This is a genomic window from Halorubrum alkaliphilum (assembly GCF_017873815.1).
Taxonomy (GTDB): Archaea; Halobacteriota; Halobacteria; order Halobacteriales; family Haloferacaceae; genus Halorubrum; species Halorubrum alkaliphilum.
In genome coordinates this window covers 18367-32307 of the sequence record NZ_JAGGKQ010000020.1, presented here as the reverse complement: position 1 = coordinate 32307, position 13941 = coordinate 18367, and the positions used below count along the sequence as shown (strand labels likewise).

Annotated in this window: 13 protein-coding genes; 9 read left to right on the top strand and 4 right to left on the bottom strand. The window is 71.4% G+C overall.

Features of this window, described 5'->3' with window-relative positions:
- Positions 1–13 precede the first annotated feature (13 nt).
- On the top strand, positions 14–691 hold the full coding sequence (locus J2751_RS11800) for a hypothetical protein (protein ID WP_209486274.1): 678 nt from the start codon (positions 14–16) through the stop codon (positions 689–691).
- Between the two features lie 109 nt (positions 692–800).
- Here J2751_RS11800 and dpsA read toward each other — a convergent pair whose 3' ends face one another.
- Both dpsA and J2751_RS11790 read right to left on the bottom strand, forming a co-directional pair.
- On the bottom strand, positions 801–1349 hold the full coding sequence (dpsA, locus tag J2751_RS11795) for a DNA starvation/stationary phase protection protein DpsA (RefSeq protein WP_209486272.1): 549 nt from the start codon (positions 1347–1349) through the stop codon (positions 801–803).
- Positions 1350–1428: 79 nt separating this feature from the next.
- Positions 1429–2235, bottom strand: a complete 807-nt coding sequence (locus J2751_RS11790) for a nitrilase-related carbon-nitrogen hydrolase (RefSeq protein WP_209486270.1) — start codon at positions 2233–2235, stop codon at positions 1429–1431.
- Positions 2236–2323: 88 nt separating this feature from the next.
- Between J2751_RS11790 and J2751_RS11785 the strand changes: the two genes are divergently transcribed.
- Together J2751_RS11785 and J2751_RS11780 are read left to right on the top strand one after the other, a co-directional pair.
- Positions 2324–2539 carry a hypothetical protein gene (locus tag J2751_RS11785; RefSeq protein ID WP_209486268.1) on the top strand — a complete coding sequence of 72 codons (216 nt, stop codon included), beginning with the start codon at positions 2324–2326 and terminating at the stop codon, positions 2537–2539.
- Between the two features lie 99 nt (positions 2540–2638).
- The gene (locus J2751_RS11780; protein ID WP_209486267.1) at positions 2639–4000 is read left to right on the top strand and encodes a HEAT repeat domain-containing protein; all 1362 of its coding nucleotides are present in this window, start codon (positions 2639–2641) and stop codon (positions 3998–4000) included.
- A 55-nt stretch (positions 4001–4055) separates the two neighbouring features.
- Here J2751_RS11780 and J2751_RS11775 read toward each other — a convergent pair whose 3' ends face one another.
- Positions 4056–4505, bottom strand: a complete 450-nt coding sequence (locus tag J2751_RS11775; protein ID WP_209486265.1) for a UPF0179 family protein — start codon at positions 4503–4505, stop codon at positions 4056–4058.
- 82 nt (positions 4506–4587) lie between these two features.
- On the opposite strand from J2751_RS11775, the gene tmcA reads away from it, so the two are divergent.
- Complete coding sequence (tmcA, locus tag J2751_RS11770; protein ID WP_209486263.1) at positions 4588–6996, top strand: tRNA(Met) cytidine acetyltransferase TmcA; 2409 nt, start codon at positions 4588–4590, stop codon at positions 6994–6996.
- 13 nt (positions 6997–7009) lie between these two features.
- Here the strand turns inward: tmcA and J2751_RS11765 are convergent, their stop codons facing one another.
- Positions 7010–7336 carry a hypothetical protein gene (locus tag J2751_RS11765; protein ID WP_394357393.1) on the bottom strand — a complete coding sequence of 109 codons (327 nt, stop codon included), beginning with the start codon at positions 7334–7336 and terminating at the stop codon, positions 7010–7012.
- 83 nt (positions 7337–7419) lie between these two features.
- Here J2751_RS11765 and J2751_RS11760 point away from each other — a divergent pair, with 83 nt between their 5' ends.
- The 5 genes from J2751_RS11760 to J2751_RS11740 are packed head-to-tail and all read left to right on the top strand — an operon-like array spanning position 7420 to position 13919.
- Positions 7420–8619, top strand: a complete 1200-nt coding sequence (locus J2751_RS11760) for a M48 family metallopeptidase (RefSeq protein ID WP_209486259.1) — start codon at positions 7420–7422, stop codon at positions 8617–8619.
- Positions 8616–10418 (top strand): DUF4129 domain-containing protein, encoded by a 1803-nt coding sequence (locus J2751_RS15785; RefSeq protein ID WP_209486257.1) that lies wholly within the window; start codon positions 8616–8618, stop codon positions 10416–10418. Before J2751_RS11760 ends, J2751_RS15785 begins: the two co-directional genes overlap by 4 nt.
- A complete protein-coding gene (locus tag J2751_RS11750) occupies positions 10415–11131 on the top strand; it encodes a DUF7269 family protein (RefSeq protein WP_209486255.1) in 717 nt (238 codons plus the stop codon). The genes J2751_RS15785 and J2751_RS11750 overlap by 4 nt, the downstream gene beginning before the upstream one ends.
- Complete coding sequence (locus J2751_RS11745; protein WP_209486253.1) at positions 11128–12489, top strand: DUF58 domain-containing protein; 1362 nt, start codon at positions 11128–11130, stop codon at positions 12487–12489. The genes J2751_RS11750 and J2751_RS11745 overlap by 4 nt, the downstream gene beginning before the upstream one ends.
- Positions 12486–13919, top strand: a complete 1434-nt coding sequence (locus J2751_RS11740; protein ID WP_209486251.1) for a hypothetical protein — start codon at positions 12486–12488, stop codon at positions 13917–13919. Before J2751_RS11745 ends, J2751_RS11740 begins: the two co-directional genes overlap by 4 nt.
- The last annotated feature ends 22 nt before the right edge of the window (positions 13920–13941 follow it).

Here is a 13941-nt window from a genome sequence, read left to right as displayed (position 1 = left end):
AGTTGAGTGAGCGATGCCCTCCGCCGACAGCTCCGCCGGCAGTGCCACCGAGCCCGCCGAACCCGCCGACACGACCGATCCCGGTCCGCCGGCTACCGATCGGGGACGGCTCCGCGCCGTCCTCCGAACCAGTCTCGTTCCCTTCTTCGCCGTGCTCTTCACGGCCGTCCACTATCTCGGTCGGAACCTTTCGAGCGGGACGCTGTACCCGCCCGTGGACCCGACGCCGACCGCGTACGCGCTCGGAGGGCTTGCGGCGCTCGGCGTCTCGCTGGCCGTCGGGCTCGCGTGCGGACTGCTCCTCCATCGCGTCGTCGTCGAGCCGTTGGACGAGGATCGGGGGGTGACCGCCCATCCGGACGACTCGCTGCTCTGGCGTGTGTTGCTGTCGGACGCCCGGACGGTTCGCGTCTACCTCGCGTTCATCGGCGTCATCGGCGCTTGGGCGGTCGTGAGCGTTGCCGGCCTCGGTCCCGAGTCGCTTGCCACGGTCCTCTCCGTTGCCGTCGTTCCCTTCGCCCTGCCGCTCCTCCTTCTCGCGCCCGTGGCGATCGTCTCCCACGTCGGCGTCGTCGTCGGATACGGCGCATGTGCGCTCTGGACCGCGCTGTTGGCGCGGCTGTTCGTCGAACGGGTGGCCGACCGTGACGGGACGGGAACCGCTTCCGGTCGAGCGACTGACGGTGCTTGAGACGGGGAGAACGGCGGACCGACGCGGTCGCTGGCGACGGTAGCGTTCGAAAAATCGAGATCGTCGGACCGGCTACCGGACCCGTGGGGTGGACCCCTCGGTCACCGAACTACGCGAGCGTTTCCTGGGTGACGAGGGTGTCGTCCTCCAGGTAGTGCTCGAGGTGGTGGCCGTGTTCCTCGACATCTTCGAGGATATCCCGGAGTAGCTCCTCGGTAGCGTAGTCACCGAGGTTGTTGGCGAGCTGGATGTGCTCACGAAGCATCTCCGTGATGTCGCCGAACATCTCGAGGTCGTGTTCCAGGGAGGTCCGGATGTCGTAGGCGTCGGCGTCTTCCGGGCTCACGGGAGCGTGCTCCTCGTAGTTCGCGCCGCCCGACAGGGGGACGCCGCCGAGTGCTTGCGCGCGCTCCGCCAGCTTGTCGGCACCCTCTTCGAGGTCGCCGGCGACCTCGCCGAGATACTCGTGAATGCCGAGGAACTCCGCGCCCTCGACGAGCCAGTGGTGCTTTTTCACCTGGTGATACAGCACGTACGTCGCCGCGAGGTCGGTGTTGAGGGCGTCGACGAGCTGTTCGGCTTTGTCCTCGGGGATCCGGAGCGCCTCGCTCTCGTGGACGTCGCCGTACCGCTGACGGGCCTGCTTTTGCGTGCTCATAACGATCCAATATAGACTCGCCACCCACTTAACTGCTTCCACTAACAAAACGAGAGTTTCAATATCGGAAAGATATATTTCAGAATTTCGTATCCGTGGACACCGATCCGACGAGTTCACGCTGGCGTTCGAGCAGCGATCGATCGAGCGTGGCGACCAGATCACGCTCCTCGTGGCCGAGCGCGGCGGCGACCCGGCCGTCGGGACGGACGACGAGGGAGGTACCGGCGTACTCGGTCTCCCCGCCGTCGCGGCCCGGATCAGCTTCGTCTCCCGAACGTCCCGTCCGCCCCGCACCGACCACCCACCGCACCCCGTCGAGCGCTCGCGCCCGGAGAAGGAGCCGCCAGTTCGCCGCGTGTGCCGCGGGCCACGCGCCGGGGACGAACAGTGCGTCAACCGCGCGCTCCGTGAACCACGCGCTCTCCGCGACGAAGTTCAGGTCGTAGCAGGTCAACAGTCCGGCCGGTCCCGCGGGCGTCTCGACCACGACCCGCTCGTTTCCCGGCGTCAACCGCTCCCGCTCACCGCCCCAGAGGTGCTGCTTGCGGTAGACGGCGGTATCGTCCGCGTTCGACGGTACGTACGCGGTCGCGTTGTACAGGCCCCCGTCGCCGCCGTCCTCGACGTACCCGGCGACGAGGTCGGCGTTCGCCTCGCTCGCGATCGCCGCCAGCCGGTCGAGCGCGTCGGATCGCGGGAGCGCGATGTCCCCGAGACGGTCGTCGTCGAGGAATCCCGTCAACGCGTGTTCCGGACACACCGCGACGTCGACACGGTCCGGGAGGCCGACCACGCGCTCCCGAAGCCGGTCGACGTTGCGCTCGACCGCGAGGTCGTCGATCGCCATCTGGACGGCAGCGACGGTCGGGTGGGAGTCGGCCATACGTCCCGGTCGTCGCGGCGACCCGAAAACGCACCGGCGGATTCAACCGGATCGCTCCCCTTCACCGACGTATGTCCAAGGTGACGCCGTGACCGTCGATCCGCCGTCCACGGACGGCCTGTTCTCCGACCCGGCGAGCGCCGACGACCTCGACGTCGATCCGGCCGAGATCGACCGAGAGTGGCTCGTCGGGGAGGCCGCCGCCGTCTTCGGGCTCACCCGCGAGGAGGCGGACGAGTGGGTCGTCGAGGACGGGATACTTGCCGTGTACGCCCGGATACAGGAGCACTGGGGCACGATCTGAGTCGACCGACCGGAACGATGCCGTCGAACCGGTGGATGGCGACTGCTAGCGCCAACGAAGGGAAACGTCTTAATGGACTACGCGCCCAGTCTCGGGTGTATGAGCAACGGCGACGACCCGGCGGACGCCTCCGAGGGGGCCGACGCCGACGACCCGGAGGCCGACGGCGAGTCCGCGGCGACCGCCCCGACCCTCCCGGACGAGGCGACCGAGGAATCCCTGACCGAGTATCTCGACGAGATCGAAGCGGCGCTCGAAGACGCCGAGACCGAGGCCGATCTCGACGACGTCGAGGCGCTACTGGACGACGCCGAGGACGGCCTCGCGGACGCGGATCTCCCCGAACCGGACGAGGACGACGAGGACGCCGACGACCCACGTGACGACCTCGAAGCCCGGATCGAGACGCTCCGTGAGGATGTCGCGGACGCCCGCGGTCCCTACGCGTCCGACGTCGTCGACGCGATCGAGTCGGCCGCCGGCACCCTGACCGACACCGAGTGGACCGCCGCGGGACGCGAGGATGCGGCCGACGCGGTCGAGGTCTTCGTCGACGACGCGACCGTCGCGGTCGATGCCGACGTTGCGGTCGAGATCGACGATGAGGGTGACGGCGACGAGATCGAGCCGCTGACGGACGCGCTCGACGCCGTCGCCGACGCGGTGGCTGACGCCGGTCTCGACGCCGACGACGACGCGGAGGTGATCGCCGAGTTGATCGACGCCACTGACGCGCTCGCGGACGCGCTGGAGGCCGCCGAGGAGTGGGACGACCTGGAGACGCACGAACAGCTCCGCGCACAGGGCTACTACGACGTGCTCGGTCACTACAAGGACTTCCCCGTCGAGTGGGCGGCGCTGAAGGAACACGAGTCGCGCGGCAACGTCGACATGGTGCTTCTCGCCCTCGACTCGCTCCAGTCGGATTTCATGGAGCGGCACTGCTTGGAGGCGCTCGAACGCATGGGCAAACGCGGGAAGACCGAGGAGTCGGTCGAGGAGATGCTCGGCCGAGCGGGCAAGCGGGATCGGTTTGCGATCCGGATACTCGGCAAGATGGCGGCCGAGGAGGCCGTCGAAACGCTCGTCGAGTACGTCGACGAGGACTCCAATCCGCAGCTCCAGAAGACGACGTTCAAGGCGCTCGGCGAGATCGGAGCCGGCGAGGCGGTCGGCCCGCTCGCGGAGAAGCTGGCGATGGAGAACGACCACGTCCGCGTTCACGCCGCTCGCGCGCTCGGGCTGATCGGGGACGCTCGCGCGGTCGATCCCCTCGCCGATACTCTCGCCGAGGACGACTCCGACGACGTCCGCGCCGCCGCCGGCTGGGCACTCCGCCAGATCGGGACGCGCGAGGCGCTGGAGACGGTCGCCGAGTACGCCGACGAGCGCTCGTTCGTCGTCGGCACCGAAGGCGAAAAGGCCCGCGAGGCGCTCGACGCGGCGGCGACGCCGGCCTGAGGTCGGGCGAGGACGCCCCGGCCGCCGTGCCGTACTCGGGAGATCGAACGCGCCGTCACTCCTCTTCGGCTTTGAACTCCACGAGCGTCAGGTCGCGGTCGAGCGCACAGTGGTCGTGCGGGGGCTCACCGAGGACCTGATCGATCCGGCGTTCCTCGTCGAAGGACGCGCCGTCGGGAACGCAGTAGCCGTGGCTCGGACACTCGGTGTGCGGACACGGGCCGGCGAGCGACGCCATGCTCCCCGCGTACGCGCCCTTCGAGGGGACGTTCGCGGGGACCGGTGCGGGCTCGACCTCGACCGCCCGGACCCCGGAGTCGTGGACCGCACAGTCGAGCGTCTGGGCGTTCTCCCGTATCCCGGTGACGCGGTACCGGGTTCCAACCGAGAGGTTGAGACACTGGCTCCGATACGGGCAGCCCTCACAGTCCGGCGATTCCCCCTGATAGACGAACTCCCGTCCCGCGTCCGCGAGTCGGGAACCGATGAGCGTGACCGTGGGCATATCGGCGACGACGGGCCCCGGCGTCGTAAGACTCCCGGCTCGGAGGACAAGACACATCCGGCGTGCCACGGAAGTGCGACCGATGATACGGGCGCTGGCGGCCGATCTGAAACGCGAGGCCGAGCGGACGAACGAGCGTCGGCTCCTCGTGCTCGCCGGCGACCGCGACCGCGGCGTCAACGCTGCCCACGACGTGATCGAAGCGGTGGACGCCGCCGACGAGTCGGTCTCGATCGTCTCCACGGGTGAGGGGTTCCGGTTCGATCGCGTCGGGCCGCGCGGCTCCGGAGACGTTCTGGGAAGCACGCGGGAGGTCGTCGTTCTCGACTGTCATGACCGATTCGTCCCCAACGCGCTCGGCCGGACGGTCGGCGCGGTCGACGGCGGCGGGCTCCTCGTGTTGCTGACGCCGTCGCTCGACGAGTGGCCCGACCGACGCGACCGGTTCGACGAGTCGCTCGCGGTCCCTCCGTTCACGCTGGGAGACGTGACGGGTCGGTTTCGCCGTCGACTCGTCGACACCCTCCGGACGCATCCCGGAGTCGCGATTGCGTCGCTGGCCGCCGAGGGGGTCTCCGAGCACGGGGCCAGCGGGACAGGAAGCGAGACGAACGGTGAACCGTCGACGGCGACGATCGAACGCGACGGTCACGTGGAGCCGATATCGCGGAACGCTCGTCCGACGACGACCCCGTCCCGCCCCGCGACGGCAACGTTTCCGCCGGCCGTCTACAGCGCGTGTCTCACTGCGGACCAGGTCCGGGCGGTCCACGCCCTCGAATCGCTCGCGACCCCGGGGTCGGCCGTGGTCCTCGAATCGGATCGTGGACGGGGGAAGTCCAGCGCCGCCGGACTCGCGGCGGCCGCGCTCGCCGCTGACGGTGCCGACGTGCTCGTCACGGCTCCAACGTACCGGAACGCGGCCGAGGTGTTTGCCCGCGCCCGCGAGTGCCTCGGTACGGTCGATGCTGTCGACGCCGGAGACGAGGACCACGATCACGCCGCCAGCGACGACGCGGACGCCGCCAGCGACGACGCCGCCAGCGACGACTCCCACCTCCTCCACGTGCCCGGCAGCGGACGCGTCAGGTTCGCGCCGCCGGCCGTCGCGACCGACCTCCCCGACGATCCCGACGCGGTCATCGTCGACGAGGCCGCGGCGCTCCCGGTCCGACTGCTCGACGGCTTCCTCGCTGCGCCGGCGGTCGCGTTCTGTACGACGGTCCACGGCTACGAGGGGGCCGGCCGGGGGTTTTCCGTCCGGTTCCGCGACCACCTCCTGAACGGCGAGTTCTCGGTCCGGGACGTTCGGCTCGACGAGCCGATCCGGTACGCGCCGGACGATCCGGTTGAGTCGTGGGCGGCGCGCACGCTCGCGCTCGACGCCCGGCCGGCCGTTCCGGAGGCGGTGGCAGGAACGACGGTCGATGACGTTCGATATCGGACGCTCGATCCCGACGAGCTGCTCGCCGACGAGACGCTGCTCGGGGAGGCCTTCGGGCTGCTCGTCGCGGCCCACTACCGGACGGAGCCGAACGACCTCGCGCGACTGCTCGACGCGCCGAATCTCTCCGCGAGGGCGCTCGTCACTGGCGACCGCGTCGTCGCCGTCGCGCTGCTCGCTCGTGAGGGCGGGCTTCCGGCGGAGACCCGGTCGGCGATGTACGAGGGCCAGCGCGTGCGCGGAAACATGGTGCCGGACCTGCTCACGAGCCAGCTCCGGGACGAGCACGCCGCGGAGCCGCGGGGGATCCGAACCGTCCGGATCGCGACCCATCACGCGCTTCGGGGTCGCGGACTTGGCTCACGCCTGCTGGCGGAAGTCCACGACGAGTTTGCCGACGTGGTCGAGTACTTCTCGGTCGGGTTCGGCGCGACCCCGCGGCTCCTCCGTTTCTGGCGGCGCGCGGGCTACCGTACGGTCCACCTCTCGACGACGCGCAACGACGCCTCCGGCGAGCACTCCGCGGTCATGCTTCGACCGGAGGAGCCCGCCGGAGTCGACCTGCTCGACCGGCACGCGGCCGCGTTCCGTGACCGCGAGCGCGACGCGCTCTCCGACGCCCACCGCGACGTCGACGCCGACGTCGTTCGCGGCGCGCTGGCGGCGTGTCCGGCGTCCGTTTCGACCGACCTCACGGCCGCGGCGTGGCGGTCGGTCGTCGCGGCGTCGTTCGGACCGGGCACGTACGAGGTGGCTCCCGGCGGGTTCCGCGACCTCGCGCTGGCGACGATGGTCGGCGACACGGGGCCAAACGACGAGGAAGGGGTATCCGTCGATCGGGCGACTCCCGACCTCGCCCCGCAAGCGGAGCGCTTGCTCGTCCGGAAGGTGTTACAGGGACGCCCGTGGGAGTCGGTCGCCGAGGAGCTGGGATACGTCTCGACGACGGCCTGTAAGCGCGCGCTCGGCGACGCGTTCCGGCCGATAGTCGACTGTTACGGGACTGACGCCGCGCTCGCGGAGCGTGACCGGTTCGCCGAGCAGTAGCGGAGACGGGGGATCAGTCGTCGGCGGACTCGGGCTCGGCGTCCGGTAGCGGGAGGTCCGCCACGTGGTCGGCCGCCTCGGCGAAGTTCGGACCGGGGGTTATCTCGCCGGTTTCGGGGCCCCACTCGATGTATCCCGCCTCGGCGAGCGCGGGGAGGTGCGTCTCCCGAAGCGCGGCCTCGATCTCGTCGGCGCGACCCCGGGGACGGAGGTCGCCGAAAGTCGAGACGGCGTCGTCGACGAGCCCGGCGACGATCCGACGGCGTTCCTCGCTCGCGAGCGTCGGCGCGTGGGGAGACGTGCTTTTGGACATGGTCGATTTCGGTGTATCTATGGTCAGGTACTGGTAGAAAATAAAGGTACGGACGGATCGACGCCGAACGTTTTTTGGTGCGAGGCGCTGGATCCCGAACGACGCCCTCCATGTCCCTCCGCGTGCGTATCGCTGCGGTGCTCGTAGCGCTCGTCGGCCTGAACGCGCTCCTCGTCGTGACCCTCGTGTGGGCGTACGGCGTGTTAGTCCCGGGCGTCGTCGCCGGGACCGTCGTCTTCCTCGGGCAGGGGACCGTCGGGTTCGACTTCCTCCGGCTTCCGGTGTCGCTTCCGGCGGTCGCGGTCGTCGTCCTCGGCGTCCTCGCCGCTCAGGCACACTACGGCTACCGACGCGTACTGTCGGGTCCCGGCGGCGACGACCACGATGACGGTCCGGTAGCGGCGACGGTTCGACGGCTGGCGATGGGTGCCGACGTGCCGCCGCCGAGCGTCCGCGTGATCGACGACTCGACGCCAAGCTGTTACACCGTCGGGCGGTTCACCGACGCGACGATCGTCGTCACGGTCGGGCTCGTCGAGACGCTCGACGACGAGGAACTGGAGGCGGTGCTCGCCCACGAGGTGGCTCACGTCGCGAACCGTGACGTGACGCTGATGACGCTCACGACGCTGTTTCTGGAGTTCGCTGACCGTGGGTATCACGCCGCACGACTCGTCAGGCGGGCGGTCCACGACCCCGAGGCCCGCTCCGGGCAGGGGAGGATCGTTCTCCAGTGGCTGCTCCCGCTCGCGCTGTTGACGTACGTCTTCGTCTCGCCGCTCCTGTGGCTGTTCGCGACGGGGGCCGACCGGGCGACCCGGACGCTCTCACACGCCCGGGAGCTGGCCGCCGACGCCGCCGGCGCCCGGCTCTCCGGCGACCCGCTCGCGCTGGCGACCGCGCTCGTGACGCTCTCGGAGGCGACCCCGGCACCGGAGCGGGACCTCCGGACGACCCGGACGCGGGCGCTGTGCGTGGTGCCGGGACCGATCGTGACCGAGCCGAGCGGACCGGAAACCGAGGACGGCTCGGGCGGGAGCGCCGGTCGCCCCGCGAGCGACGACACGAACCGAAACGGCCGCACGAACCGGAGCGAGTGGATCCGTGCGTGGCGGGACCGGACGCCGGGATCGGTCGTCTCGACGGGTGGGACTGGCTCGACGGGTGGGACTGGCTCGACGGGTGGGACTGGCTCGACGGGAGGGGCTGGCTCGACGGGAGTGGCCGACTCGACCGGAACCCATCCCGCGGTCGACGACCGCGTTCGGCGGCTCCAGCGGCTCGCGGCCGAGACGGAGGTGAGATCGTGAACCGGCGGCGTCGGCTGGTGGTCGTGCTCGCCTGTGTTGGCTGTCTGCTCGCGGTCGCGAGCGCACTTCCGGCCGCGGACCCTCGACTCGACGCCCCGGGCGGGGAGTCGGCGGGCGAGTGGGACGCGGTCGTCGGGGAGCCGACTCCCGCCGAGGAGGTCACGGCGGACGACGGGGCGTCCGGCGACGGGATGACCGACGGGGACGGCGGAGCCGATGGCGACGACGCCCGGGACGGGACCAACCGGATCGAGGTGGTCGGTGCGCTCGAACCGGGTCGCGAGGTGACCGTCGAGATCGAGTCGTCGTCAGGGATCTCCCACTTCGATCCGCCGACGATCGAAGTGAACGGGGCGGCCGCCGGCGAACCCACCCCCTTCGGTCGGCTCGACGGCGTCACCGTCCCTCATGCCGGGACGATGACCGTCGAGGTTCCGGACCGGGATCTCTCCGAGACGTTCCACGTCGAGACCGACGCGACGGTCCGGGTCCACGGTCCCGCCGCGCCCGGTACCGAGCGGGAACTCTCCGCTGCGGTGGGGTCGACGCCGCTCCGGGACGCGACCGTGTCCGTCGACGGCGAGGCCGTCGCGACGACCGGCTCCGACGGCAGGGCGACGGTGGTGCTCCCGCGGGAAGCGGGCGAGACCGAGGTGACCGTCGAGCGCGACCCGGTCAGAGGGGTCGAGACGGTCGACGTCGCGGCCCCGGAGGTGTCGTTCGCCTCGCCGCTGCTCGTCCCGGGATCACTCGCGCCGGTCCGGGTCACCGCCGACGGCGGCGGCGTCCCGAACGCGACCGTCGCGGTGGTCGGCGGCGACGAGGCGGCCGCGCTGGAGGCGATGGACGGGAACGACGCCGCCACGATCGACGAGGGGAGCGCCGCGACCACCGACGACGCCGGCACCGCACGACTGTGGCTCCCCGTCGACGACGAGGCGACGCTGGTCGCCACCGCCGGCGGCGAGACGACGACCGCGACCGTCGGGGACCTCTATTTCCGGCTGACCGCGGTTCTCGTGATCGTCCCCGGGCTCGTGATCGGCGGGGTCGTCGGATACCTCCGGCTCGCCCGCCGATACGACCACGAACCGGGCAACGAGTTCGCCGCGCTCTTCGTCGCGCTCGCGACGCTGTTCGACTCCCTCGCCGACCGCGTTCGAGTTCCGTCCATCTCCGTCCCCGAGTTCTCGTGGCCGACGGTCCGGATCCCATCGTTCGCCCGATCGATCGGGGCGGCGCTCGGCGGTCTCCTCGCCGGACTCGCCTCGATCCCCTCGCTCGGGTCGGCGACGCGCTCGACGGGCGGGAGCGTCGGCTCGATCGTTCGCTCCGGGATCGATACCCTCCGCCGTGACCCCGGCGAATCGGACGATGAGGACGACGACGTCGACGGGTCGGCCGGAGTCGACATCGCCGACGAGCCACTGGGTCCGGCATCCCCGCGGCGAACCGTCCGGGAGGCTTGGCACGCGTTCTGTGACCGGGTCGGGATCCGGCGACGGGAGACGCACACGCCGGGCGAGGTCGCCCGACGCGCGGTCGATATCGGATACCCCTCGGCTGCCGTCGACGACCTCCTGTCGACGCTCCGTGACGCCGAGTACGGCGGTCGAGATCCGACGCCCGATCGGGCCGCGCAGGCACGGGACACCGCGGCCGGCCTTCTCGATCACGATCCGGACTCCGATCACGACCCGGACTCCGATCACGGGACCACCATGGGGCATACCGACGGCGACGACGGAACCGACGGGAAGCAAACCGACGCCGCCGACGACACCGGAGGAAGCCTATGAGCCTCCGACTCCGTCTCCTCGAACTGATCGGCGGCCGGCTGTTGGATCTCGGTCGGTGGGCGGTCGAGTGGCTCGGAGTGCTCTGGTCCCGGCTACGAGCGCTCGATGTTCGACGCCTCTCGCTCGGCGTCGTCGCCGTCGGCTCCGCATTAGCGGTCCTCTCCGTCCTCTTCGGCGGGTTTCTCCGGACCTCGGGCGGCGCGCTCACGTCCCTGTTGTACGGGTTCGCGGTCTTCCTGCCGCTGGTCGGCGTCGTCCTGGCGCTGTACGCGGCCTGGATGGCGGCCCGTTTTCGGTCGCAGGGTTCCGAGTCGCCGCTGGAGGCGGCCGTCGACGACGGACCGGCGACCGGTAACCCGGTCGGACCGGGCACGGAACGCCGGCTCTCCACCGCGATCGACGCCCGGTATCAGTGTCGGCCGACGAGCGCGGCTCGCACGATCCGGACGGAACTCACCGAGGGAGCGGTTCGCGCCGTCCGAACCCGGCACGGGCGCTCTCCGTCGGCCGCGCGCGAGGCAGTCAGAACCGGAACGTGGACGGACGATCCGGTCGCCGCGGCGTTCCTCGCCGAGGAGTCGAGGCTCCCCCTCACCGAGCGCGTCCGGACCGCGATCGACCCCGGAAGCGCGTATCGTCGGCGCGTCCGCCGTACGGTCGCGGCGATCGAGTCGCTCGATCCCGCGACCTCGACCGAGGAGGTGACGCCGTGACGAGCGCCGATCCGGCGGCGATCGGTCGGGAGGACGGCGCCGGTCGCGACGAGGTCGAGCGGTTCGGAGCGCGCGAGCTGTACGGCGCGCTCGCGCTCGCATTGGTCGGTGCCGGAGTGGTGGTCGGGAGCCCGACGCTCGTCGTGGCCGCGCTGGTGCCGCTCGCGTTCGTCGCGGCCGGCGGCAGCGACGTGACTCCTGACCGATCCGTCCGGTTCACCCGCCGTGTCGGCGGCGAGAACGACGACGTGTCCGCCGACGGATCGACCGTCTCGGGCGACCCCGGCGACGCAGTGACGGTCCGCACGACGGTCCACAACGTCGGGGACGGTCCGCTCGTCGACCTCCGCGTCGCCGACGGCGTCCCGGCTGACCTCCCGGTGGTCGCCGGCACCCCCCGGACGGCGACCCGTCTCGATCCCGGCGAGTCGGCGACCGTCGAGTACGAACTGGAACTGCGTCGCGGGACCCACGGGTTCGCCGACCCCGTCCTTCGGGTCCGGAGCCTCGACGGGAGCGCGCGCCGGACGTGGACGCCGGCGGTCGACGACGACGTGACGATCCGGTGTGCGCCGGCGGTCGACGACGTCCCGCTCGGCGACGGTACGAACGATCGTGCGGGCGACGTCCCGGCGGACGAGGACGGAAGCGGGGTCGAGTTCCACTCCGTACGGGAGTACGAATCCGGCGACCCGGTACGGTCCATCGACTGGCGTCGCTACGCGCGGACCCGCGAGCTCTCGACGGTCGAGTACCGTGCGGAGCGGTCGACCACCGTCGTCTGTGTCGTCGACGTTCGGGAGAGCGAGCGACGGACGCCAGCCGGGTCCTCGCTCCCGGCCGCCGCCCTGTCAGTCGACGCCGCCGAGCGGACCGCGCTGACGCTCATGGATGCGGGTCACCCGTCCGGGGTCGTCTGTCTGTACGAGCGTGGGGCGTTGTCGGTCGACCCCGGAACGGACGCGACGACCCGGGAGCGGACTCGAACCCTCCTGTCGGCCGCCGGGGAAGGGGACCGGCCCGAGGGGTCGATCGCTCGGTCGCGTCACGGCTCCCCCGCGGAGGTCCTCGCCGCCGCGCTGCCGGGCGAGGCGCACGTCTACCTGTTCTCGTCGTTCGTCGACGACGGACTCGATACCCTCCCGGAGCGACTGCGGGCGGGGAACCACGCCGTCCGCGTCGTCTCCCCCGACGTGCTCTCGGGAGGGACTGACGACGCCGCGCGGATCGGGTCGATCGCCCGGGACAACCGGCTCGCTCGTGCCCGGGAGTCGGGCGCACGCGTCGTCGACTGGGATCCCGATCGGTCCCTCGAACTGGTGGTACGCGAGGCGGTCGGGGAGGGTCGAACGCGATGAGCGGACCCGATCGGTCCCGACTACCGAGCGCAACCGTGTGGGCGATCGTGACGGCCGGACTCGCCGGTACTGCCGCCCTCTCGACGGCCGAACCAGCGATCGGGATGGCCGCCCTTGCGGGCGTCATCGCCGGGGTCGCGTGTCGGTTCTTCGCCGGCGGTCACGGTCGCGTTGCGGTCGGCGCGGCGTTGCTTCCGATCGCGTTCGCCGGGATCGTTGTCGGCGTGGGAGTCACGGCCGACGTGGGCGGGTGGGCCGCGGCGTTAGCGCCTGCGGCGGCCCTCGTCGGCGTCGGGCTGGCGAGCGCGTTCACCGGCGGTCTATCCCCGACCGCCTTTCGACGGACGGGCAACGCGGGGATCGTCTCCGGGGTCGCGCTCGGCATCGTCGCCGTGCTCTTTCCCGTCGTTTCGGCCGCTGGCGGCGTCCGCGTCGCGGTTCCGGCGGCGCTCGATCCGGCGTGGTCCGTCGAGACGACCGGACTTACCGGTCCAGTCGTCGGGATCGTCGTCGCCGCCTCGGCGGTCGCGCTCGCGCTCCGCGCGGTTCCGATCGCGGCGTTCACGCTCCCGCACCGTCGGGAGGGGGCAGTCGCACTGCGAACGGGACTGGTCCGCCTGATCGCGGTGGTCGCCGCCGCCGCCGTCGCCGGCCTCGTGGTCGCCACACTCGTTGGGTCGCTGGTCCCGCGGATCGGGTGGATCGTCGACGCAGTCTCGACGAGCGGACTCCTTCGGGGCACCCTCGCGACGACGACCGCCCTCGCAACGGTCGCGCTCGCCTGTTGGCTCTTCGTTCGGCTCGTCTGGCTCGGGTCACGGGGCGGCGGCCCGAACGGGTCCGACGGAAACGTCGCGGTGCCGACGCTCGTCGGCGTCGGCGTCGGCACGACGGTCCTCGCGGTCGTCGGTTCGCGGCTCGTCCCCGGAACGGTGGCGGCCGACCTCGTTACTGCGGGGCTGCTCGTGACCGCCCTCCTCTCCGTTACGGTCGGCCTCGTGGCCCGCCCGTACGCGGGCGTCATCGGCGAGGAGGCCGGTCGGACCGCCGGAACCGCCGTCGGCCTCGGGTCCGGTCTCGGCGGCGTCGTCCTCGGGGCCACCGTCGATCTCGGGGGCGAGACCGGAGCGGTCGTCTCCGGCGGTGCGCTCGCGGCCTTCTGTGCGATCGGTGCCGGGCTGTTCGCGTATCGAGCCGGCGTCTATGGGAGCGACGTCGCCGGCGACGTGGGTCGCGAGGCGGTCGCCCGCGACGTCCAACTCGTCCGGTTCACGTGGACGGCGGCGGTCGCGGGCGTCGGCGTCGTCCTCGCGACGGTCGGACTCGCGCTCGCCACCGCCCTCTCGCCGACGCTGTCCGTCCCCTCGACGGTCGGCGTCGTCGGCGGACTCGTCGCGACCGGAGCCGCGGCGTGGCTGCTGTTCGAGTGACCTGCGGCTCTGTGTCGCCGCG